This is a genomic window from Modicisalibacter coralii (assembly GCF_004117855.1).
GTDB classification, from domain to species: domain Bacteria; phylum Pseudomonadota; class Gammaproteobacteria; order Pseudomonadales; family Halomonadaceae; genus Modicisalibacter; species Modicisalibacter coralii.
Genome location: NZ_QWBW01000010.1, coordinates 53,920 through 77,097 on the forward strand (window position 1 = coordinate 53,920; position 23,178 = coordinate 77,097).

Annotated in this window: 20 protein-coding genes; 12 read left to right on the top strand and 8 right to left on the bottom strand. The window is 67.2% G+C overall.

Features of this window, described 5'->3' with window-relative positions; translation table 11 throughout:
- The first annotated feature begins 39 nt into the window (after positions 1-39).
- From D0901_RS06370 to gnd, 3 genes are all read left to right on the top strand, one after another.
- On the top strand, positions 40-1,281 hold the full coding sequence (locus D0901_RS06370) for a ribonucleotide-diphosphate reductase subunit beta (protein ID WP_129139462.1): 1,242 nt from the start codon (positions 40-42) through the stop codon (positions 1,279-1,281).
- 67 nt (positions 1,282-1,348) lie between these two features.
- The gene (locus D0901_RS06375) at positions 1,349-1,756 is read left to right on the top strand and encodes an NUDIX hydrolase (RefSeq protein ID WP_129139463.1); all 408 of its coding nucleotides are present in this window, start codon (positions 1,349-1,351) and stop codon (positions 1,754-1,756) included.
- 95 nt (positions 1,757-1,851) lie between these two features.
- Positions 1,852-2,829, top strand: coding sequence for a phosphogluconate dehydrogenase (NAD(+)-dependent, decarboxylating) (gene gnd / locus D0901_RS06380; RefSeq protein ID WP_129139464.1), 978 nt, complete (start codon positions 1,852-1,854; stop codon positions 2,827-2,829).
- 33 nt (positions 2,830-2,862) lie between these two features.
- Here gnd and D0901_RS06385 read toward each other — a convergent pair whose 3' ends face one another.
- Positions 2,863-4,272 (bottom strand): aminotransferase-like domain-containing protein, encoded by a 1,410-nt coding sequence (locus D0901_RS06385; protein ID WP_129139465.1) that lies wholly within the window; start codon positions 4,270-4,272, stop codon positions 2,863-2,865.
- Between the two features lie 209 nt (positions 4,273-4,481).
- Here D0901_RS06385 and D0901_RS06390 point away from each other — a divergent pair, with 209 nt between their 5' ends.
- Positions 4,482-5,051 carry a hypothetical protein gene (locus tag D0901_RS06390; protein ID WP_129139466.1) on the top strand — a complete coding sequence of 190 codons (570 nt, stop codon included), beginning with the start codon at positions 4,482-4,484 and terminating at the stop codon, positions 5,049-5,051.
- Between the two features lie 14 nt (positions 5,052-5,065).
- On the opposite strand, the gene amaA is transcribed toward D0901_RS06390, so the two are convergent.
- The 3 genes from amaA to amaB all read right to left on the bottom strand — a co-directional run bounded on the left by amaA (position 5,066) and on the right by amaB (position 9,554).
- On the bottom strand, positions 5,066-6,346 hold the full coding sequence (gene amaA / locus D0901_RS06395) for an L-pipecolate oxidase (RefSeq protein ID WP_129139467.1): 1,281 nt from the start codon (positions 6,344-6,346) through the stop codon (positions 5,066-5,068).
- Between the two features lie 150 nt (positions 6,347-6,496).
- On the bottom strand, positions 6,497-7,963 hold the full coding sequence (nhaC, locus tag D0901_RS06400; RefSeq protein ID WP_129139468.1) for a Na+/H+ antiporter NhaC: 1,467 nt from the start codon (positions 7,961-7,963) through the stop codon (positions 6,497-6,499).
- Positions 7,964-8,060: 97 nt separating this feature from the next.
- On the bottom strand, positions 8,061-9,554 hold the full coding sequence (amaB, locus tag D0901_RS06405; protein WP_129139469.1) for an L-piperidine-6-carboxylate dehydrogenase: 1,494 nt from the start codon (positions 9,552-9,554) through the stop codon (positions 8,061-8,063).
- Positions 9,555-9,676: 122 nt separating this feature from the next.
- On the opposite strand from amaB, the gene D0901_RS06410 reads away from it, so the two are divergent.
- The 3 genes from D0901_RS06410 (at position 9,677) to hglS (ending at position 13,469) form a co-directional block, all read left to right on the top strand.
- Complete coding sequence (locus tag D0901_RS06410; protein WP_129139470.1) at positions 9,677-10,615, top strand: LysR family transcriptional regulator; 939 nt, start codon at positions 9,677-9,679, stop codon at positions 10,613-10,615.
- A 166-nt stretch (positions 10,616-10,781) separates the two neighbouring features.
- Positions 10,782-12,035 (top strand): 2-aminoadipate transaminase, encoded by a 1,254-nt coding sequence (locus D0901_RS06415; protein WP_129139471.1) that lies wholly within the window; start codon positions 10,782-10,784, stop codon positions 12,033-12,035.
- A gap of 72 nt (positions 12,036-12,107) precedes the next feature.
- The gene (gene hglS / locus D0901_RS06420) at positions 12,108-13,469 is read left to right on the top strand and encodes a 2-oxoadipate dioxygenase/decarboxylase HglS (RefSeq protein WP_129139472.1); all 1,362 of its coding nucleotides are present in this window, start codon (positions 12,108-12,110) and stop codon (positions 13,467-13,469) included.
- Between the two features lie 47 nt (positions 13,470-13,516).
- Here hglS and D0901_RS06425 read toward each other — a convergent pair whose 3' ends face one another.
- From D0901_RS06425 to D0901_RS06435, 3 genes are all read right to left on the bottom strand, one after another.
- Entirely contained in the window at positions 13,517-14,800 is a 1,284-nt protein-coding gene (locus D0901_RS06425; protein WP_129139473.1) for a D-amino acid dehydrogenase, read from the bottom strand.
- A gap of 92 nt (positions 14,801-14,892) precedes the next feature.
- Entirely contained in the window at positions 14,893-15,843 is a 951-nt protein-coding gene (lhpI, locus tag D0901_RS06430; RefSeq protein ID WP_129139474.1) for a bifunctional Delta(1)-pyrroline-2-carboxylate/Delta(1)-piperideine-2-carboxylate reductase, read from the bottom strand.
- Between the two features lie 346 nt (positions 15,844-16,189).
- Positions 16,190-16,960: an IclR family transcriptional regulator gene (locus tag D0901_RS06435; protein WP_162500832.1), complete on the bottom strand. Its 771-nt coding sequence runs from the start codon at positions 16,958-16,960 to the stop codon at positions 16,190-16,192.
- Between the two features lie 142 nt (positions 16,961-17,102).
- Between D0901_RS06435 and D0901_RS06440 the strand changes: the two genes are divergently transcribed.
- The 5 genes from D0901_RS06440 (at position 17,103) to D0901_RS06460 (ending at position 22,386) form a co-directional block, all read left to right on the top strand.
- Positions 17,103-17,864 (top strand): enoyl-CoA hydratase/isomerase family protein, encoded by a 762-nt coding sequence (locus tag D0901_RS06440; protein WP_129139476.1) that lies wholly within the window; start codon positions 17,103-17,105, stop codon positions 17,862-17,864.
- A 57-nt stretch (positions 17,865-17,921) separates the two neighbouring features.
- Positions 17,922-19,448: a class I adenylate-forming enzyme family protein gene (locus tag D0901_RS06445; protein ID WP_129139477.1), complete on the top strand. Its 1,527-nt coding sequence runs from the start codon at positions 17,922-17,924 to the stop codon at positions 19,446-19,448.
- Positions 19,449-19,513: 65 nt separating this feature from the next.
- Positions 19,514-20,494 carry a TRAP transporter substrate-binding protein gene (locus D0901_RS06450; RefSeq protein ID WP_129139478.1) on the top strand — a complete coding sequence of 327 codons (981 nt, stop codon included), beginning with the start codon at positions 19,514-19,516 and terminating at the stop codon, positions 20,492-20,494.
- Positions 20,495-20,554: 60 nt separating this feature from the next.
- Positions 20,555-21,079 carry a TRAP transporter small permease gene (locus tag D0901_RS06455; protein WP_129139479.1) on the top strand — a complete coding sequence of 175 codons (525 nt, stop codon included), beginning with the start codon at positions 20,555-20,557 and terminating at the stop codon, positions 21,077-21,079.
- A complete protein-coding gene (locus D0901_RS06460; RefSeq protein WP_129139480.1) occupies positions 21,079-22,386 on the top strand; it encodes a TRAP transporter large permease in 1,308 nt (435 codons plus the stop codon). Before D0901_RS06455 ends, D0901_RS06460 begins: the two co-directional genes overlap by 1 nt.
- Positions 22,387-22,395: 9 nt before the next feature.
- Here the strand turns inward: D0901_RS06460 and D0901_RS06465 are convergent, their stop codons facing one another.
- A complete protein-coding gene (locus D0901_RS06465; protein WP_129139481.1) occupies positions 22,396-23,160 on the bottom strand; it encodes a M15 family metallopeptidase in 765 nt (254 codons plus the stop codon).
- Positions 23,161-23,178 lie beyond the last annotated feature (18 nt).

A 23,178-nucleotide genomic window follows, 5' to 3' on the forward strand; every position in this document is an offset into this window, starting at 1 on the left:
CCCTCTTGTCTCTTCCACCTCCGAGGAACGAGGACGATCATGCTGAACTGGGACGATTTCCACGAAGACGACGCCCCCACCGCCGAACAGCCGAGCCCGGCCAAGGCCCCTGCAGCGGCGCCTGCCGCCGAGCCCGAGGCCACGGCGGTGAAGGAAGCGGCCGGCCGTTACCAGGCCGCCGATAGCGACCGCCTGGCGCGTGCCCGCGCCTCGCTCGAGGAGCTCGACGTCGCCGCCGGCCTGGAAGAGCTCGAGATGGGTGCCGCGCGCATCGATGTCGATGACAAGCGCATGATCAACGCCCGCGCCGACCTCAACCAGCTGGTGCCCTTCAAGTACGAGTGGGCCTGGCAGAAGTACCTGGATGGCAGCGCCAACCACTGGATGCCCCAGGAAATCAACATGAACGCCGACATCGCGCTGTGGAAGAGCAGCGACGGCCTGACCGCCGACGAGCGGCGCATCGTCGAGCGCAGCCTGGGCTACTTCTCCACCGCCGACTCGCTGGTCGCCAACAACCTGGTGCTCGCCGTCTACCGGCTGATCACCAATCCCGAGTGCCGCCAGTACCTGCTGCGCCAGTCCTTCGAGGAAGCGATCCACACTCACGCCTATCAATACTGCGTGGAATCGCTGGGCATGGACGAGGGCGAGGTCTTCAACATGTACCGCGAAGTGCCGTCGGTCTCCGCCAAGTCCGCCTGGAGCCTCAAGCACACCCAGTCGCTGGCGCGCCCGGACTTCCACACCGGCACCCCGGAGACCGACCAGGAGCTGCTGCGCAACCTGATCGCCTTCTACTGCGTCACCGAAGGCATCTTCTTCTACTGCGGCTTCAGCCAGATCCTCTCCATGGGTCGGCGCAACAAGATGACCGGCGTCGCCGAGCAGTTCCAGTACATCCTGCGCGACGAGTCGATGCACCTGAACTTCGGCGTCGACATGATCAACCAGATCAAGATCGAGAACCCGCACCTGTGGACCGCCGAGTTCCAAGACGAGGTCACCCAGATGATCCTCGAGGGCACCGAGCTGGAGGTCGCCTACGCCCGCGACACCATGCCCCGCGGCGTGCTGGGCATGAACGCGGCGATCATGGAGGAGTACCTGCACTTCATCTGCAACCGCCGCCTCGCCCAGATCGGCCTCAAGGAGCAGTTCCCCGGTGCGCAGAACCCCTTCCCGTGGATGAGCGAGATCATCGACCTGCGCAAGGAGAAGAACTTCTTCGAGACCCGCGTCACCGAATACCAGGTCGGCGGCGCGCTGAGCTGGGATTGAGCCCCGACGCAAGCGACCACGAGCCCCGCCACGGCGGGGCTTCTTCGTGTTATCCCCTGGAGCCCCCATGCCTGCCCCCACCGTTCTGTCCATCGCCGCCGCCGTGATCGTCGACGACCGCCAGCGTCTGCTGCTGGTGCGCAAGCGCGGCAGTCCGTGGTTCATGCAACCGGGCGGCAAGATCGATGAGGGCGAAACGCCCGAGCAGGCCCTGCATCGAGAGCTTCGCGAAGAACTGGGATCGGCGGTCACCGCGTGCCGCTACCTGGGCGCCTACCGAGCCCCCGCGGCCAACGAACCCGGTGTCACGGTGCACGCCGAGCTGTTCCGGGTAACGATCGACACCCCACCCGTGGCGGCCGCGGAGATCGAGGAATTGCGCTGGGTCGCGCGGCACCAGGCCGGGACACTCGCCCTGGCGGCCCTGACCCGGGAACACGTCCTGCCGCTGGCGTATCCCGAGTGGACAGCGTGAATCGCGTGGGGCGGTCGTGCTTTGCGTCCCGCCCCGGCTGACGGTAGGCTTGCCGCCGTCCCGACTCCCCCATTCCGTATCATCGAGGAATCCGCATGCAACTCGGTATCATCGGTCTCGGCCGCATGGGCGGCAACATCGCCCGCCGGCTGACTCGCGGCGGCCATACGGTCATCGCCCACGACCAGAACCCGGCCACCGTCGCGGCGCTGCACGACGACGGCATCGGCCACGCCGAGAGCCTGGCCGCACTGGTCGCCGGCCTCGAGGCGCCACGCGCCGTGTGGGTGATGCTGCCCGCCGGCGAGCCCACCGAGACCACCATCAATGCCCTGGCCGAGCTGATGACGGCGGGCGACATCATCATCGACGGCGGCAATACCTTCTACAAGGACGACATCCGCCGCGCCCGGGCGCTCGCGCCCAAGGGCATCCACTACGTCGATGTGGGCACCTCCGGCGGCGTCTGGGGCCTGGAGCGCGGCTACTGCATGATGGTCGGCGCCGAGCGCGAGGTCTTCGAGCACCTCGATGCGCTGTTCGACACCCTGGCACCCGGCTATGGCGACCTGGAGCGCACCCACGGTCGCAACGCCCCGGATGACCGCGCCGAGCGCGGCTATATCCATGCCGGCCCGGTGGGCGCCGGTCACTACGTCAAGATGGTCCACAACGGCATCGAATACGGCCTGATGCAGGCCTATGCCGAAGGCTTCGAGCTGATGCAGAGCAAGGCCTCGCCCGACCTGCCGGAAGGCGAGCGTTTCGATCTGAACCTGGCGGACGTCGCCGAGGTGTGGCGGCGCGGCAGCGTGGTCTCGTCGTGGCTGCTCGACCTCACCGCCCAGGCACTGGCCGGCGATCCGCGGCTCGATCACTACACCGGCGCGGTCGCCGACAGCGGCGAGGGGCGCTGGACCGTCGACGCCGCCGTCGAGCAGGGCGTCTCCGCCCCGGTACTGGCCAATGCGCTGTTCGCGCGCTTCGCCTCGCGCCAGGAGAACACCTACGCCAACCGTCTGCTCTCGGCCATGCGCTTCGGCTTCGGCGGCCATGTCGAACCGCCGAAGTAGCATCGTGGCAAGGCCTGCGCGCCAGTAGCGTCTTCAGAAATCCGCGAGCAGCCGGCCCAGGGTCGCCATGGCCCGCTCACTGCGCGCCGTCCAGGGGTGGCCGTAGCTCAGCCGAATGCAGTGGCCGAATCCCTGGGTAGCGGAGAAGATCGGCCCCGGCGCCAGACTGACACCCGCCTTCAGCGCCCGCCGAAACAGCGCCAGGGAGTCGACCCGCTCGGGAAACTCGCACCACAGGAAATACCCGCCAGCAGGGCGGGTGATGCGGGTATCGGCCGGGAAATGACGATCGGCCGCCGCCAGCATGGCCTGCTGCTGGGACTCCAGGGCGAGTCGCAAGCGGCGCAGATGGCGGTCGTAACCACCGCGCTGTAGGTAGTCGGCGATGGCCGCCTGCGCCGGCACCGAGGGGGAAATGGTCGTCATCAGCCTGAGCCGCGAGACCGCGCCAGCAAAGCGCCCCGCCGCCATCCAGCCGATGCGGTACCCCGGCGCCAGGCACTTCGAGAACGAGCCGCAGTGCATGACCAGCCCCTCGTCGTCGAACGCCTTCACCGGCCTGGGTGGGCGGGCGCCGAAGTGCAGCTCGGCATAGGCGTCGTCCTCGAGCAAGGGGACCTGATGGCGCTTCAGAAGCGCGTAGAGCTCCCGCTTCGCCGAGTCGTCGAGGCTCGCGCCCAACGGATTCTGCAGGTGGCTCATCAGCCAGCAGGCCCGCACGGGCAGCGTCGCTAGGCGCTCGGCCAGCACCTCGAGATCGATGCCGTGGCGGGGATGGACGGGAATCTCGACCGCCCGCAGGCCGAGGCGCTCCAGCACCTGCAGGCAGGCATAGAAGGCCGGCGCCTCGACGGCCACCAGATCCCCCGGCCGGGTGACACATTGCAGTCCCAGGTTCAGCGCTTCCATGGCACCGTGGGTGACGACGAGCTCCTCGGGCGCCGGCGACAGGCCGTTCAAGGCATAGCGCAGCAGGATCTGGCGGCGCAGGTCGACGTGGCCATCGGTCATGGCGGTGGTGATCGCCTCGGCCGACAGCCCGCGCAGGCCGCGCGTCATGCTGCCGGCCAGGTGCGACAGGGGGAACAGCTCGGGGGCGGGAAACGCCGAACCGAAGGGAACCGTGTCACTATCGCGCAGGGAATCGAGCACCGAGAAGGCCAGCTCGCTGACCGCCACGTCGGCGGGATCGGCACGCTGGGCGGCGACGCCGGGCTCGGCGAACAACCGTCGGGCCTGTTCGCGCACGAAATAGCCCGAGCGCGCCCGGGCAACGATCAATCCCCGGTGCTCGAGCCGGTAGTAGGCCTGGAAGACCGTCGACGGACTGATGCCATAACGGCGACTGGCCTGTCTGATCGAGGGGATGCGCTCGCCCGGCGCCAGCACCCCGCTGCGGATCAAGGCGGCAATCTCCTCGGCGAACTGCTCGTAGCGTTTCATGGCTCCCGGATCGTTGGATATCGACCGCTCAGCATACGTCAACAATGGCCACGCCGCCGACTGGCCGAACCGGGAATCCGCGCTCTGGCGAGACGCCCCGCAAACCCTGACCGATATCAACTGATCCGGTTTTTTCGGACGCAGCTGATTCTGTTACAGACCCGCCCGCTGGCTTACCCTAGGCCGAAACGGCAATGGAGACCTGCGCCATGCTCGACGCCTTCGCCCTGCTGATGATCTTCGCCGGGGTCGCGTTTTCGATCTATCAGCTCTACGACATCTACTATGACCAGAACTTCGGCGACGACGAACGCCACGCCAACGGCGACGTGCCCAACGTGGACGCACTGTCCCGGCTGCTGGCGGCGACCACCGGCAGCGACGAGACCCGGGTGCGTCGGGTGCTGGCCGACGAGTCGCAGCGGCTGTCCACGGAATCGCTGCGCCGCCGTCAGCAGCGGCTCGTCGCCGCCAACGGGCTGCGGATTCGCCATCTGGCGTTCTGGCACACCCGCCCGCCGCGCCGGGATTGCCGCACCCCCTTGCTGATGCTGATCCTCGCCTGCTGCCTGGCGGTGCTGTTCGTCGGCGGGCTGAGCGTCTACACCATCGCCTACGAGGTCACGAGCCCCGGGCTCGCCTGGGTCAACGAACCCTGGGTGCTGATGGGCGTGACCTATGGCCTGATCCTGGTCACCCACCTGCTGGCCAAGCTCGACAAGTACCTGCACGACCTCTACGAGATCGGCCGGCTCGACGAGACACTGGCCCACGCCTGAGGCGTCGCCGAGCGTCAGATCAGCACGCGCAGGCACTGCCCGGCATGGTAGAGAGTGAAGCCGCTCTCGTAGCCGGTGCTCCACAGCGGCCGGGCCGGGATCGGCCGGTGGGCGCGGATGGGCAGCGGCAACAGGCTGTCGTCGCCTTGGGTCAGATAGTGTGCGAAGCCCTTGCCGACCACCGTGCCGGTGGTGATCCCGCGCCCGTTGTAGCCGGTGACGCCCAGGATGCCCGGCGCCGGCTCGAACAGCCGCAGGGTGTGATCGGGGGTGAAGGCGATCCGCCCCGACCAGGTGCACTGCCAGTCGACCCGACCGAGTTGCGGAAAGTAATGGCGCTGGATACGGTCCGCCCAGCAGCGGATGTAGGACAGCGGGCGGCCCTCGCCGCGCCCCAGGCTGCCCAGGATCAACCGTCCCTCGGCATCGAGGCGCATGCTGCTCAGGACCATGCGCGTATCCCAGGCGCCCTGCCGCTCCGGCAGGATCTCGCTGGCGAGTTCGTCCGGTAGCGGGTGCGAGGCGACCTGGAAGAAATGCCCGGGGAAGAAGTGCTCGCGAACCCGATTCCAGTCCGCTTCGGTATAGGCGTTGGTGGCGAACACCAGCCGCGAGGCGAGCACGCTGCCGCGCTCGCTGGTCGCCCGCCATCGGTCGCCTTCACGGGTCACCCCGGTCACGGGGCTCTGCGTGTACAGCCGCGCGCCGGCCGATGCGGCGGCTCTCGCCAGTCCGCGGGTGTAGGCCGCCGGGTTGATGGTGCCGGCACGCCGATCGAGCAGCGCGCGACGGATGCGCGGCGTACCGATACGCTGCTGGCAAGCATCGTCCTCGAGCAGCTCGACGGGAGAACCGCGACGCTGGAACTGTTCGGCGCGCCGCGCCAGTTCCTGTTCGCCCTTGGCATTGTGGGCCAGGTGCAGGGTCCCGGTGCGCGTCGCGTGACAGTCGATACCGTGACGCTCGATCAGCGCGAACACCTCGGCCGGCGCGCCGCCCAGGATGGTGTTGGCGCGCTCGCCGTCGGCCTCCCCGAGCGCCTCGCGAATATCGTCCGGCGGAATCCACAGCCCGGCGTTGACCAGGCCGACATTGCGTCCCGAGCCGCCGCTGGGGATCTCGCCCGCTTCCAGCAGGGCGACATCGACGCCCGCCTCGGCGAGGTGCAACGCCGTACTGAGACCGGTGATGCCCCCACCGACCACCACCACATCGGCATGATGGTCGTCCTCTAGCGTCGGCAATGCCGGCGCCGCTTCGGGGGACGTCGTGTGCCACAGGCATTGCTCTAGCATGCTACCTCCTCTCGCGGCACCGCCCGGCAAGGTGCCGGACGGGCCTCTCGGTCAGGGCGTCAGCCCGGTTCAGGAATGCCGGGTACTACCGGCCGGCCACTGTCACGCCGATCACATCGCGTGGGATGGCGTCTCGATCACGCCGCGCGCTCAGGCGCCACCTGCCCGCGTCGCGCCCTCGGGCACGGCGCCGGTCCAGCCAGCCTCAGTCGCCGCGTGTGCCGGCGCCGATTCACGCGGAACGAAGGGACCGAGCAGCGCCCACAGCAGGCCGAACAGCGGCGACAGCCAGCAGGCAAAGGCGAACGGCGCATAGAGCAGCGTGGGCACGCCGGTGGTGGCGGCGACGAAACTCCCGCCCATGTTCCAGGGGATCAGCGGCGACAGCAGCGTGCCGTTGTCTTCGATGGTGCGCGACAGCACCGAGGTGCGGTAGCCCATCTGCTGGTACTGCCCGTGCAGCAGCCGCCCCGGCAGCACCAGGGTGGTATAGACGTCGCCGACCACGGTTCCCACCGACGCGGTGGTGACCGAACTGGTCAGCACCATGCTGAAGCGTCCGCGCATCAGTTTGGCCAGGTGCATCATGATCGCGTCGATGGTGCCGTAGGCCTCGAGCATCCCGGTGAAACCGAGCGCGAACAGCGTCAGCGTCACCACCCAGGTCATCGACATCGCCCCGCCCTTGGAGAGCAGCGTATCCATCGCCTCGTTGCCGGTTTCCGCGACATAACCGTTCTGCATCACGTCGAACACCGCCTGCACGTCGCTACCCTGCAGCAGGATCGCGGCCACACCGCCGAGCGCGGCACCGCCGAAGATGGTGGGGAACGGCGGCAGCCTGGCCATCGACAGAGAGATCACCACCACCGGCGGAATCAGCGTGACCCAGCTCAGGGTGAAATGCTCGGCCAGCGTCCGACGCAGCGTGTCGATACTGCCGGCTTCGACCAGTTGATCGGCGTAGCCGGCACCCAGCCAGGCATAGGCCAGCAGCGCCAGCGTCATCGCCGGCACCGTGGTCGCCATCATGCTCTTGATATGGGTCCACAGGTCGGTCTCGCAGACCGCCGGGGTGAGATTGGTGGTATCGGAGAGCGGTGACATCTTGTCGCCGAAGAAAGCCCCCGAGACCAGCGCCCCCGCGGTCAGATAGACCGGGATCCCCAGCCCCTGGCCGATGCCCATCAGCGCCAGGCCGACGGTACCCACCGTGCCCCAGGAAGTCCCCACGGCGAGCGAGATCAGCGAGCTGATCAGACAGGTGGCGACCAGGAACCAGCCCGGCGAGACCAGGTTGATGCCGTAGTAGATCAGCGTCGGCACCGTCCCCGAGAGAATCCAGGTACCGATCAGCATGCCCACCGCGAGCAGGATCAGGATCGCCGGCAGGCCGAGCTTGATCACCTTGAGCATCGACGCCTCCATGCGCGTCCACGCGATACCGCGCAGGCGCGCGAAGAAGGCGCAGATCAGGATGCCAAAGGCGAGCGGAATATGCGGCGTGAAATCGCCGAAAACGAAGAACTGCGTCATCAGCAGCGCCACGGTGAGCAGTAGCGGTGCCAGGGCCATGGGCAGGCTGGGAATGGCGCCCACACGAACGTTGTCACTCATCGACCTTCTCCCGGAGTTGTTATTGGCGCGCGGATCGGGGATCGCGTTTTAGACGTACTGGAAGGAACGCCGGAGCGCGACGCGCTCCGGCGTGTCATCAGTCGAACTTGATGCCCTGGGCCAGCGGCAGTTCGCGGGAGTAGTTGACGGTATTGGTCTGGCGGCGCATGTAGCTCTTCCAGACGTCGGAGCCGGACTCGCGGCCGCCGCCAGTCTCCTTCTCGCCACCGAAGGCGCCGCCGATCTCGGCGCCGCTCGGCCCGATGTTGACGTTGGCGATGCCGCAGTCGCTGCCGATGTCGGAGACGAAGGTTTCCGCCTCGCGCACGTCGGTGGTGAACACGCACGAAGAGAGCCCCTGGGGCACGTCGTTCTGCAGCGCCAGCGCCTCGTCGAAGTCGCGATAGCCAATCACGTAGAGGATCGGGGCGAAGGTCTCGTTCTTGACCAGTTCATCCTGGGCGTCGACCTCGACGATGGCCGGGGAGACGTAATAGGCGTCAGGATGGGTATCGGCCAGCTGGCGTTCGCCGCCGAACACCCGGGCGCCCTGCTCGCGGGCCTTGCCGAGCACCGACTGCATCTGATCGAAGGCCTGGGCGTCGATCAGCGGCCCCACCAGATTGCCCTTCATCGGATCGCCGATGCTGACGTTGGCATAGGCCTTCTTGACCCGCTCGACCACCTCGTTGCGCACCGATTCGTGAACGATCAGGCGGCGCAGGGTGGTGCAGCGCTGGCCGGCAGTGCCCACCGCCGAGAACAGAATGGCGCGCACGGCCATGTCCAGGTCGGCGCTGGGCGCCAGGATCATGGCGTTGTTGCCGCCCAGCTCGAGAATGCTGCGGCCGAAGCGCGCGGCGACCCGCGGCGCGACCTCGCGGCCCATGCGGGTGCTGCCGGTGGCACTGATCAGCGGCACCCGCGGGTCGTCGGTGAGGACTTCGCCGGCCTCGCGTTCGCCGATGACCACCTGGCTGAGATCCGCCGGCGCCTCGTCGCCGAATTCGCTCATCGCCCGCTCGAGCAGTGCCTGACAGGCCAGTGCACACAGTGGGGTCTTTTCGGAGGGCTTCCACAACAGGCTGTTGCCGCACACCAGCGCCAGCGCGGCGTTCCAGGCCCAGGGCGCGACCGGGAAGTTGAAGGCGGTGATCAGGCCGATCGGCCCCAGCGGATGCCAGCTCTCGCGCATGTGGTGGCCGGGGCGCTCGGAGGCGATGGTCAGGCCGTAGAGCTGGCGGGACTGGCCGACGGCGAGATCGCAGATGTCGATCATCTCCTGCACTTCGCCAAGGCCTTCCTGATAAATCTTGCCGCACTCCAGGGTCACCAGGGTGCCGAGGTCTTCCTTGTGGCGACGCAGTTGCTCGCCGAACAGCCGCACCAGTTCGCCACGGCGCGGCGCGGGCACCTGCCGCCAGGCCTCGAAGGCCGTCTGGGCGCGATCGATGCGCTGCTGGACCTGCTCGCCGCTCTCCCGGTGAACCCGACCGATCTCGGCGCCATCGGTGGGCGAGTACACGCCGTAATCGCCGCCGCGGTACAGGGACTCGGTCACGCCGAGGCGCTGCATGATGGTGTCGATCATTCTTCCTCCTACTGCTGAACGGGGGTGAGGGAAATCACCAGCAGTATCGTCACGCCACTTGACCTGCCTCAAACGACGTTTTATACCGACATCATTCCTTTTTTTCTTATCAGGAGGGCCGCATGGGCCGTCGTCACCTGCCGACTCTCACCGCCATGCAGTGCTTCGAGGCCGCGGCCCGCCATCTGAGCTTTACCCGCGCCGCCGACGAACTGAGCCTGACCCAGAGCGCGGTGAGCAAGCAGGTCGCCCAACTCGAATCGATTCTCGAGCACCCGCTGTTCCGGCGTGTGCGCAAGCGCCTTCAGGTCACCCCGGAGGGCTCGCTCTACCTCACCGAGGTCCGCAAGATTCTCGCCCAGGTCGAGATGTCGACCCGCTACATGCAGTCCTACGGCGGTCAGAGCGAAGTCCTCCACGTCACCACCCTGCCCACCTTTGGCGCGCGCTGGCTGATCCCGCGCCTCAACGGCTTCCGCTTCCGCCACCCCAACGTCTATCTCGATATCAGCAACCGGGTGGAGCCCTTCGACCTCGAAGCCGAGCGCGTCGACGTGGCCTTCTTCTTCGGTCACGGCGCCTGGCCCCGAGCCGAGTGCATCAAGCTGCTCGACGAACGGGTGGTCGCCGTCTGCGCGCCCGCCTTGGTGCCCGCCGAAGGGCTCGACGATCCGCTCGACCTGACCCGGCTGGTCCTGCTGCAGAGCGCGACACGCCCCGAGGCCTGGCACGACTGGTTCGAGGCCCAGGGCTGCTACACCACGCACAGCTATCACGGTCCGCGCTTCGATACCTTCTACATGGCCATGCAGGCGGCCCGCGCCGGCTGCGGCGTCGCGCTGGTCCCGAGCTTTCTGGCCGAGGAGGAGCTACGCGCCGGCCAGCTGGTGGTCCCCTGGTCATTCTCGATGCTCAGCCGCAGCGCCTATTACCTCGCCTATCCCGAGCACAAGGGTGACGTCGGCAAGGTCAGGGGCTTCATCGACTGGATACTCGAACACGTCGACGGCCCGGAACTCTCGGCACGTCCACCCTGTCCTGCCCATTCCATCGGCGAATGAGCTCTGAAGGCGCCCTTCATGATGATGTACCGGCCCGGGGCCCCACACCGCGAGATTCAGTCTTTTTTGGAATGCACTGGCCAGTTTTTTTCGTTTGAAGCGCGACGCCGGCGTCTGCTTTGATCGATGCATCCCTCGCCCTCCGCTGAATCGACAGGACTCCGGCATGACCTTCCCTCACGTCAGTGACTCGCTCGGTATCGTTCATCCTCTGTGCCTCGAACGCGGCCGCAATGCCGAGGTCTGGGACGAGGACGGCCATCGTTACATCGACTTCGTCGGCGGTATCGGCGTGCTCAACCTGGGACACGGTCATCCGGCCGTGGTCGAGGCCGTCAAGGCGCAGGTCGACACCCTGATGCACAGCGCCTTCAATGCCGTGCCTCACCGCGGTTACCTGGCGGTCGCCGAGGCACTCGCTGCCTTCGTGCCGGTGTCCTATCCGCTGACCTGCATGCTCACCAACAGCGGCGCCGAGGCCACCGAGAACGCCCTCAAGGTGGCCCGCGCCCGGACCGGCCGCCAGGCGGTGATCGCCTTCGACGACGGCTTCCACGGCCGGACCCTCGCGGCGCTCAACCTCAACGGCAAGGTCAAGCCCTACAAGAACCGGCTCGGCGCGCTGCCCGGCCCGGTACACCACCTGCCGTTCCCGAGCCGCGACGGCGGCGTCGACGCCGACACCGCCCTGGCCGCTCTCGAACGACTCTTCGAGGTCGAGTTGCCGGCCGACGAGGTCGCCGCGATCATCGTCGAGCCGGTCCAGGGCGAAGGCGGCTTCCGGCTGCTCGATGGCGACTTCGCCGCCCGCCTGCGCACACTGTGCGATACTCACGGCATCGTGCTGATCGTCGACGAGATCCAGTCCGGATTCGGTCGCACCGGGCGGCGTTTCGCCTTTTCGCACCTGGGGATCGAGCCCGACCTGCTGCTGATGGGCAAGAGCATGGCCGCCGGCCTGCCGCTGGCCGCGGTCGCCGGCAAGGCCGAGATCATGAATGCCCTGCCCAAGGGCGGGCTGGGCGGCACCTATTCCGGCAACCCGGTGGCCTGCGCCGCGGCGCAGGCGGTGATGACGCTGATGAGCGAGGCGAACCTCGCCCGCTGGGGCGAACAGCAGGAGCGGGCGATCGTCGCGGCCTATCACGACTGGCAGGCCGCCGGGCGCTTTCCCATGCTCGGCCGGCTGACCGGTATCGGCTGCATGCGCGGCATCGTCTTCGAGGACACCGCCAACGCCACCGGCGGCGAGCATCTCGCGGCGTTGCTGGCCGCCGGTCGCGAGCACGGCGTGCTGCTGATGCCCTGCGGGCGCAAGCGCAACGTCCTGCGCCTGCTGCCCCCGCTGACCATCGAGCCCGAGCGGCTCGATGACGGACTGACGCGCCTGGAGCGGGCACTGCAGACGCTGCAGCCGTGATCGTTCCGGCGTCGACCTCGCGTCTCACGGCAGCTTTCGTACAACACCAACCATCACGGAGAGAGCCCGATCATGACTCAGCCCCACCTACCCAGCGACGAGATTCGCGACCGCTTCTCGAAAGCCATGTCGGCCATGTACCAGAGCGAAGTGCCCCAGTACGCGACGCTGCTCGAGCTGGTCGAACAGGTGAACCGCGAGACGCTCGAGCGGGATAGCGCCCTCGCCGAGCGTCTGGCGGCCCACGACGAGCTCCACCGGCTGGGTGTCGAGCGCCACGGCGCCATTCGCGTCGGCAGCGCCGACGAACTCGCCATGCTGCGCCGCCTGTTCGCGGTCATGGGCATGTATCCGGTGGGCTATTACGATCTCTCCGAGGCCGGCGTGCCGGTCCACGCCACGGCCTTCCGCCCGGTGGACGACGCCGCCCTGGCCCGTAACCCCTTCCGCCTGTTCACCTCGCTGCTGCGCCTGGAACTGATCGACGACCCGGCGCTGCGCGAGCGCGCCGCGGCGATCCTCGAAGAGCGCGACATCTTCACCCCCGGCGTGCGCGAACTGATCGCGCGTCACGAGCAGCAGGGCGGCCTGGACGAAGCGCAGGCGGAGCGTTTCGTCGCCGAGGCGCTGGAGACGTTCCGCTGGCACAAGGACGCCACCGTCGATCTCGACACCTATCAGGCGCTGCACGAGGAGCATCGCCTGATCGCCGACGTGGTGTGCTTTCGCGGTCCGCACATCAACCACCTGACCCCACGCACCCTCGACATCGACGAGGTCCAGCGGCGCATGCCCCAGGCGGGCATGAACCCCAAGGCGGTGATCGAGGGGCCGCCCCGCCGCGCTTGCCCGATCCTGTTGCGCCAGACCAGTTTCAAGGCGCTGGAGGAAACGATCCGCTTCGCCGGCGAGCGCCAGGGCTCGCATACCGCCCGCTTCGGCGAGATCGAACAGCGCGGCATGGCCTTGACCGCCGAGGGCCGCGCCCTCTACGACCGGCTGCTCGGCGAGTCGCGCCAGCGCACGGCAGGGCTCGACGACAACGCGGCGCACCAGCGCGAACTGGCCGAGGTCTTCGCCGCCTTCCCGGATGACGAGGCAGAACTGCGCCGCCGGGAGCTGGCGTTCTTCGAGTACCGCCCCACTCAGGCCGGCCGGGACGCCGCGCCGGTGGATACCGACGACCGCGAGGCCCTGCTCGAGCGCGGTCTGATCACCGCGCGGCCGATCACCTACGAGGACTTCCTGCCGGTGAGCGCGGCGGGCATCTTCCGCTCCAACCTCGGCGATGGCACGCACGAGGGCTATACCGGCAACGCCAATCGCGAGGCCTTCGAGGCGGCACTGGGTGCCCCGGTCACCGACGAGCTGGCGCTGTATGCCGAGCGCGAGAAAACCTCCTGGCGCGCCACCCGGGACGCCCTGGGGCGCTGACGCCCGCCGTCGGCGACATCGCGATCAGCGATCGGTTGAAGGAACGCTTATTGGCCGAACCGTCGTGGATGGAACGCCGCGACATCCAGCGCCAGGGAGTCGTCATCGACCAGTTGCGCGATCAATTGCGCGCTACCGGCCGAGAGCGTCCAGCCGAAGGTGCCGTGGCCGGTGTTGAAATACAGGTTGTCGAGTCGCGCCCGGCCGATGACCGGCGGGCCGTCGGGGGTCATCGGCCGAAAGCCGGTCCAGGATTCGGCCCGCTCGAGATCGGCGGCACCGAGAAAGCGCGAGGCCACCGCCTCCCGGATGGTCGCCAGGCGCGACTCGGGAATCCGCCGGTCGAACTCGGCCAGCTCGACGAAGCCGGTGGCACGCAGGCGGTTCCCCAGGCGGGTCGCCACGACCTTGTAGCGATCGTCGATCACCGTCGAGCGCGGCGCCCGGGCGGGGTCCAGGAGCGGCGCCGTCAGCGAATAGCCCTTGACCGGATAGATCGGCAACCTGACGCCGACCGCCTCGGCGAGCCCCGGGGAGGCGCAACCGGCGGCGATCACCAGGGCGTCCACCGAGAGGTCTTCGCCGCCGTCCGCCGCGTCCACGCCGGTGGGCGAGAGTCGCAATGCCTGCACCACGCCACGCGCGCGGACGATCTCGCCGACCTCGGTGGCATAGCGGAAGGTCACGTCGAGCCGCCGGCACTCGTCGGCCAGCGCTTGGGTGAAACGCTGGCAGTCCCCGGTGCCGTCACCGGGCAACCGTAACGCCCCGACCAGCGGGGCATCGCCGCCCAGCCCCGGCTCGACCTCGGCCAGTGCCTCGGGGGTCAGCCACTGATGATCGATCGCCATCTCCTCGAGCAGGCCCATGGTGGCCTTGAGACTCTCGGCGGTGGCTGGGTCGCTGGCCAGATCGATCAGTCCACCGTGCGAGCCGTCGAAAGCCAGCCCCCGGTGTTCCTCGAGTTCGAGAAAACATTGCCGGCTGTAAGCCCCCAGGCGCAGCATCGCGCGCTTGTTGGCCTCGAAGACGCCCGGCGCATTGGCGAAGCGCCAGGTCGCCGCCAGGAAACGCAGGGTCCAGGGCGTCGGCGGTATTCGCATCTTGAGCGGCCCGCGGGGCTTGATCAGCCAGGGCAATGCCTTCTTGATCATCGCCGGCGAGGCCCAGGGATAGACGTAACCGTAGGAGCGTTGCCCGGCGTTGCCCCGACTGGTTTCGAGTCCGGCGGCGTCGAGCCGTTCGATCACGGTGACCCGATGGCCACGGCTGGCCAGCGCATGGGCGGTCGTCACGCCCACCACCCCCGCACCGATGATGCCGATATGCATGGTCCACTCTCCGTCGAGGCCGCCACCGAGCAACGATCAAGTCACGTAGCCGGCAGCCGCGTTCATGCCAGTGATAGCCGACCTGGGGTGTGTCAGGACGCCTCCCGCTGATCGGCCAGCCGCTCCCAGACCTCGATCGCCGCGGCCAGGTCCTCGAGCGAGGCGCCGACCGACTTGAACACGGTGATCGCCCGCGCGTCACCGCGCCCCGGTCGCTCGCCGCGCAGCAATTCGGCGAGGTCGCCGCGAATCGATTCGAACGTGAAGGCCCCCTCCTCGATCGCCTGATGGATATCCCCCGCCTCCCCCCGAGCGCCGGCGTAGGTATCCACGAAGACCTCGCCGCGCGTCAGGCAGGCGGCGTCGCTCTCGCGCATGGTCGGCCGGAAGGCGCCGACCAGGTCGAGGTGGGCCCCGGGCTTGAGCCATTCGCCATGGATCAGGGGATCGCTGGACAGGGTCGCGCAACTGACGATATCGGCCTCGCCCACCGCCGAGGCCAGATCCTCGACCGCCGCGCAGTCGAAACGCCCGGCGTATTCCTCGGCCAGTCCGGCGGCCTTGGCCGGATTACGCCCCCAGACACGCACGCGCTTGATGGGGCGTACCGCGGCATGGGCCTCGATCAGCATCGGCGCCAGCTTGCCGGTGCCGACGACGAGCAACGATTCGGCGTCCGCGCGGGCCAACCGGCGACAGGCCAGTGCCGACGCCGCCGCGGTCCGCCGCCGCGTCAGCTCGCTGCCCTCGATGCAGGCCAGGGGGCGGCCATGCTCGCCCTCGCAGAGCAGATAGACCCCGGCGATCGCCGGCAGTCCTTGGTCGGCATTCTGCGGGAAGACATTGACCATCTTCATGCCGATGTAGCCGCCCTTCTCCCAGGCCGGCATCAGCAGCATGGTGGCCTCGCCGTCGCTGCGCGGGATGGCGTGATGATGGCGCGGCGGCGACTCGATGCCCTCGACGAAACAGCGCTCCAGCCGATCGACCAGCGATACCCAGGGCAACGCCCCGGCCACGTCCTCCGCGGTAATCATGCGCATGTCGGCCCTCCTCCTGAGCGGATGTCACCATGCTTCCGGCGCTGCATTCCGGCCTGGCCAGCCGAATCTCGACGCGGGCGCGCACCGCAGGATTGAAAAAGCCGAAGCCGCCGACAGGCGTCGGTAGCAGAACGATTGCGTAGGGTCATGCGGAATTCCTTGCCTGGCTCGTTGTTGTCACGCGCCTCGACAGCGCGTTGCCCTTCAGACTAGCCAATCAGGGCGTCCGTGGCATGCCCGGGGCCCGGCGCTTCTTATCCCGGGTTCCCGAGTCCGGATCGAGACGACCCAGGGCACGAGGCCCGTCGACAGAGGCCGGCATCACTGTCGCAGCCGACCCTGCGGCCTACAGGACCGACAACTGGCGCGCCGTGGCGATCAACAACCCGGATATCTCCTCCTCGGCGGCCTCGGGCATCTTGCGCGATCGCGACATGGAGATGCTGACCGCCGCCCGGGGCCGGTTGTACCGATCCAGCACCGCGGCAGCCAGCGAAATATCGGACAGGAAATACTCCTCCACCGACAGCGCGTAGCCGCACTCGCGAATGCTCGATAGCCGCGCCATGATCGCCGCCGGCTCCCAGACGGTACTGGGTGTGTAGGCCTGCAACGAGGAACGCGTCAGGATCTCCCGCGCCTCCGCTTCCGGCAGGCGGGAGAGCATCGCCAGGCCGGGCGCCGTGCAGAAGACCGGCAGCCGGGAGCCGATGGTGATGTCGGTATCCAGCATGTTGCGACTCAGCAGGCGTGACAGATACACCACGTCCACGCCGTCCATGACCGACAGACTGACGGAGCCTTCCGTTTCCTTGCTCAGGTTCAGCAGGTAGGGCCGCGCCTTGTCGACGAGCGGATGCGCATGCAGGAAATGCGCCGCGATATCCAGGGTACGCACGCTGGGTTCGATGAGTTGCGTCTCGGGATTGCGCTGCAGATAACCGAGCTGCATCAGAGTGTGCACGAAGCGCTGGGTCGCGCTCCTGTCCAGATTGCAGCGCGCCGCCAGCTGCTTGACGCTCAGGGCCGGGTTCTCCGCATCGAAGACCTCGAGCAACCGAAACGCCTTGACCACGCTCTTGACCAGGAGTCGGTCTTCTTTTCCTTCGTCGTTCAATGAGTTGCCCTCCGTGATTCCATCCGTGGCGCCAATCGCCAGCATGCACGGCACATTTTACGGTTGCAAAAGCGCACCATGCGACTATATTTGATTATATATAGATCATTAGTGATCGCATTGCAATCAAACGAGGTAAAAAATGTCAGACTACATTCTCGTCGACCGGCAAGATCGTATCGGTATCGTCACGCTCAACCGCCCCGAGGTCCTCAACGCCTGGCACAGTGACATGCGCCGTCAGTTGATCGATGCCCTGGAATCGCTCGCCGCCGACGACGGCGTTCGGGCCGTCGTGCTCACGGGAGCCGGGGATCGCGCCTTCAGCGCCGGGCAGGATCTCAACGAGACTCGTTCGTTCGACGCCGAAAGAGCCAAGAGCTGGGTCGGCGAATGGGAGAGGCTCTACGACACCCTGCGCAGCAGTCCGAAGCCCATCATCGCGGCACTCAACGGGGTCGCCGCGGGCTCGGCCTTCCAGGTCGCCCTGCTGTGCGACTTCCGTATCGCCCACGAGGGCGTGCGCATGGGCCAGCCCGAGATCGACTCCGGGATCGCCAGCACCACCGGGCCGTGGATCATGCGCGAGCATCTGGGCCTGGCGCGCACCATCGACTTGACACTCACCGGACGACTGATGAATGCCGACGAAGCCGCGACGCTGGGCCTGATCAACCGCCTCGTCGCCGCCGACCAGGTGCTGCCGGAAGCCCTGGCCCTGGGCGAGATGCTGGCCGCCAAGCCCCCGGTCGCCATGCGTCTGGACCGGCAGCGCTTCAAGGAGATGACCGAACCAGGATTCCGCGACTGCCTCGAGGCCGGGACACGCATCCAGGCCGAGGCCTACGCGTCCGGCGAGCCCGCGCGGATGATGGAAGCCTTCCTGGCCCGCCGCAAGGGCTGAACCCCACCGCCACGACGCGCCAGCAAGCCTCCATCGACTCACGAGTACCGGACCCTCATGACCTTCAGCCTCAACGACACCAGTTTCATTGCCGAGTTGAGTCGCCTGGCAACTCGCGCCCCCGAACGCCACTTCGGGACCTTCGAGGGGCGCCCCCTGACGTTCGGCGACCTCGACCGTCAGGCGGAATCCCTGGCGGCGCACCTGCGCGACGACTACGGGATGGCACCCGGCGATCGGGTCGCCATGATGACCGGCAACAGCCCACATGCCATCGCGGCGCTGTTCGGCCTCGCCAGGGCAGGGATCGTCTGGGTGCCGGTCAATGCCCGCCAGCGGGGGGCGGGCCTGAAGTTCATCCTCGAGCACAGCGCCCCGGCGCTGCTGATCGTCGATAGCGAACTTCTCCCGATCGTCACCGACTGCGGTGCCGACCTGCCCCCGCTGATGCGACTGGGTGGCGCGGATGATGACCTAGCCCCCCTGCTGGAAGGCTCGCGGCGACTGGCGTCGCCACCGCCGCTGATGGCCGACCTCTACGCCCTGATGTATACCTCCGGCACCACGGGCATGCCCAAGGGCGTGCGAGTCACCCACGCGATGATGACCCATGCGCTGAACGGCGTGGAACGGCTATGCGACATCCGCCCCGGCGATGTCTTCTTCCAGTGGGAGCCCTTCTATCACATCGGCGGGGCACAGATGCTGCTGCTGCCGTTGTTCCAGCCGGTGCAGCTCGCACTGGTGGAACGCTTCAGCGCGAGCCGTTTCTGGCAGCAGGTCGAGTTCAGCGGTGCGACGCACGTGCATTATCTGGGCGGCGTCCTGCAGATTCTGTTGAAACAGCCCGTGCAAGCAGCGGAGGCCACGCACCGGGTGCGCATCGCCTGGGGCGGCGGCTGTCCCAGCGAGATCTGGGACGCCCTGCAGGAGCGCTTCGGGTTCGAGATCCGTGAGTGCTACGGCATGACCGAGGCTTCGAGCCTAACCACCTGCAACGCCGAGGGACGGCCGGGCTCGGTCGGCAAGGCGCTGCCCTGGCTGAACGTCGAGATCGTCGACGAACGGGGCCGGGCATTGCCCCCGGGCGAGACCGGTCAGATCGTGGTCGGCGAAAAGCGCCCGGGCGTGCTCTTCGACGGCTATTTCGCCAATCCCGAGGCGAGCGCGGAAGCACTCCGCGACGGCAAGCTGTATACCGGAGACCGGGGTCGCCTCGACGCCGACGGGCATCTGCATTTCCTCGGCCGCCTGACCGACAGCGTGCGCTGTCGTGGCGAGAACGTCTCCGCCTGGGAGGTCGAAAGCGTCGTTCAGCAGCATCCCGGCATCGAGGAGTGCGCGATCGTCGGGGTCGCGGCGGATATCGGCGAACAGGAGATCAAGCTGTTCGTCAAACCCAAACCGGACCAGGAGGTACCTTTCGACGCCTTGCACGAATGGCTGGAAAAGCGTCTCGCCAGTTACCAGCGGCCCCGCTATTTCGCCCGGGTCGAGGCGTTCGAACACACCCCCAGCCAACGCATCATCAAACGCCGGCTGTCACGCGATACGCAAGACGCCTGGGACAGCCAGGGTCAGTGAACGCCGGCACGCTACAACGACAAGACGCCCCGTCAGCCCCCTATTCCAACAAGAGGTAACGCCCCATGAATTCGCGTCTCAAGACCACCGGTATCGCCCTGGCACTGGGCCTGGGCTGGAGCCTGACTGCCCAGGCCGAGGTGTGGGACATGCCCTCCCCGCAACCCGCCGACAATTACATCAGCGAGAACGTTTCCTGGTTTGCCGATCAGGTCCGCGAGGCGACCGACGGCAAGATCGACATTCGCGTCCATCCGGGGGGCTCGCTGTTTCCCGGCAGCGAGATCAAGCGTGCGGTCCAGCGCGATCAGGCACAGATCGGCGTGCAGTTGCTGTCCGCCTATCAGAACGAGAACCCGCTGTTCGGCATCGACTCGGTGCCCTTCCTGGCCGACTCCTTCGAGGAGTCGCAGACGCTCTGGGAAGTCTCCCAGCCCGTGCTCGACGAGACCCTCAACGAACAGAACCTCGAGCTTCTCTACCACATTCCCTGGCCACCGCAGGGGCTGTTCTTCGATCGCGAGATCGACCGCCCCGAGGACGCCCAGGGCCTCAAGTTCCGCGCCTACAACACCGCCACGGCCCGTTTCGCGGAACTCATGGGCATGACGCCGACCCTGATCGAGGAAGCCGAGCTCTCCCAGGCAGCGGCCACCGGCATGGTCCAGTCGCTCATTTCGTCCGGCGAGCCGGTCTACAATCATCAATTGTGGAGTTACCTGCCCGAATTCTACGACGCCAAGGCATGGCTAGTGGTCAGCCATATCTTCGTCAATCAGCAACGCTGGCAATCGCTGGATCAGGCGACGCGGGACGAGATCCGGGCCATCGCCAAGCAAGCCGAACAACGCGGTATCGAACGCGCCAAGGCAATGACCGAACAGCTCAAGGCGAAGCTGAGCGAAAAAGGCGTCGCCATCAATCAGCCCAGCGAATCGCTCGAGGCCGAATTCCAGCGCATCGGCCGACAAATGCAGCAGGAATGGATGGAAAAGGCCGGTGACGAGGGGCGCCAGCTCGTCGAGACCTATCGCCAACAGCAGTGACACCGAACGCCTTTTCCGGACGGAAAGGGCGTTGCATTCGCCATCTGTCGGAGGCCTTCCATGCGTCATATGAGCAAAGGGCTCGATCGGCTCTATCGTCTCTGCGGCTATCTGGCCGGGCTCAGCGTCGTCGCCATGCTGGGTGTCATCGTCGCGCAGATCGTCATGCGCTGGGCCGGCACGACGTTTCCCGGCGCCACCGGTTATGCCGGTTACCTGATGGGCACCGGCACCTTCTTCGCGCTGTCCTATACCTTCCATGATGGCGGGCACATCCGGGTGGGATTATTGATCGAGCGGGCGGGCCGTCTTCGCCCGCTGCTCGAAGTCTGGTGCCTGCTGGTGGCCGCGTCGATCGCCGGTTTCGTTGCCTGGCACGCCTGGGACGCCACCTACTGGTCGTACCGATTCGGCGATGTCTCGTCGGGGCAGGACGCGACCCCGCTGTGGATCCCCCAGGCGCTGCTGACCGCCGGAGCCATAGTGTTCACGCTTTGTCTGTTCGATCACCTGTGCCGGACGCTGTCGGCCTGTTTCCGCCCGACGCCGACACCCGCCGAGCCTGCCTCGACCAGGAGTTGCTGATGGACTTCTTGGAACTTGCCAGCGTATTGCTGCTGGTGCTGTGTCTATTGTTGGGAACCGGCGTCTGGGTCGGGCTATCGCTGATCGGCGTGGGTATCATCGGCATGCTGCTGTTCACGGACCGGCCCATCGGCAGCGCGATGTTCAGCACGTTATGGAGTTCGTCGACCAGTTGGACCCTGACCGCCCTACCGCTGTTCATCTGGATGGGCGAACTCCTCTATCGAACGCGACTATCGGAGAGTCTCTTCAAAGGGTTGAGTCCCTGGCTGGGCTGGCTGCCCGGGCGATTGGTCCATACCAACATCATCGGCTGCACCCTGTTCGCGGCGGTTTCCGGCTCCTCCGCCGCAACCTTGACCACGGTCGGCAAGATGTCGATGCCGGAGCTGTCGCGGCGCGGCTACCCCGACTTCATGACGGTGGGGACCCTGGCCGGCGCCTCCACGCTCGGCCTGATGATCCCGCCGTCGCTGACGATGATCGTCTACGGGGTGATCACCAACCAGTCGATTCCCAAGCTGTTCATGGCCGGCATCCTTCCCGGGCTGGTGCTGGCGGGTCTGTTCATGGGCTACGTGATCGCCTGGGACCTGATCTGCAAGCCGACGCTGGACAGGGAGCCGCCGATGCCCCTGCGCCAGCGCCTCCACGAATCGCGGCTGCTCATCCCGGTCGGCTTGCTGATCCTGGTGGTCATCGGCTCCATGTACAGTGGCCTGGCAACCGCAACGGAAGCCGCCGCGCTCGGGGTCATCGGTGCCCTCGTGCTCGCCGCCATTCAGCGCAGCCTGACCGTCGAGGCACTGGTATCCAGCCTGCTCGGCACCGTCAAGACGTCCTGCATGATTGCGCTCATCCTGGCCGGCGCCTCCTTCCTGACCCTGTCCATGGGCTACATCGGGCTGCCCCGGGGGCTCGCCGAATGGGTCGGCACGCTGAACCTCTCCCCGATCATGCTGCTGCTCGCCCTGATGGTGGTCTACATCGTGCTGGGCTGCTTCCTCGACGGCATATCCGCGGTGGTGCTGACCATGGCGGTGGTGGCGCCGATGCTGCAGGACGCCGGCATCGACCTGCTGTGGTTCGGGATCTTCGTGCTGGTGATGGTGGAAATGGCGCAGATCACTCCGCCCGTCGGCTTCAACCTGTTCGTCATGAAGAGCCTGACGAATCACGATCTGGGGTTCATCGCGCGGGCCGCCCTGCCCATGTTCCTGCTGATGGTCCTGATGGCCTTGCTGCTGATCGTCTTTCCCGAACTGGCGACACTGCTGCCCAGCTACATGAACGAGGCATCGATCTAGACCCCGAGCTCAAGCCTCTACCAGCCCCAGCGAGCGCTGCCAGCGCGCTTCCAGAGTGTCGGGGCCGGTGGGGCCGAACAGCGCCCGGGGCGCGTCGCGGTACCAGGCCCACATCTGATCGCCGTAGCTGTAGTGCCACCATTCGCTGGGCAGGTTGGCGAAGCCGGCATCACGCATGGCGTGGTAGAGGATGCGACGTCGGTCGCGCCAGGTGCGCGATTCGGCGTCGTCGGCGTGGTGCTCGAAATGCACGGTATGCGAGGTCGCCCGCGCCTCGTCGAAGGCCGAGCCCATGTCCAGCAGCAGTCCGTCGGCATCGCACAATGCCACGTCCACCGCCCCGCCGGTGAGGTGCGGACTGGGGCAGTCCGGGCGCTCGCTGGGCGGCGAGACGAAGGCCCGGGTCAGTGCCCGGCGGTCGCCGGCGTCGAGATCGGCGTAGCGGGTCTCGACCATGCCCAGCAGGGTGTCGTAGAGGTAGCGCTGCACGACGTAAGGCCGCCAGGCGTCCAGCACCACCAGGCCGATGCCCTCAGGCAGGCTGCGCGCCACCGCGAGCAGGCGGCGATAGAGCGCCTCGCGGGTCCAGCACTCGGGTACCGCCCGGGGCACGCCCAGGGTGTGGTAGATGGGCAGGGTGCGCAGCGCCGGCGCGGCAAGACTCAACGGGTGCAGCGGCGCGCCCTCGTCGACGATGGGAATCGCCGCGATGGCCTCCCACTGCGGCTCGGCGATGTCGGCGATGGGTCGTTGGGTCGAATCGGTCACGTTCACGCGGTTGGTTTCCAAGAT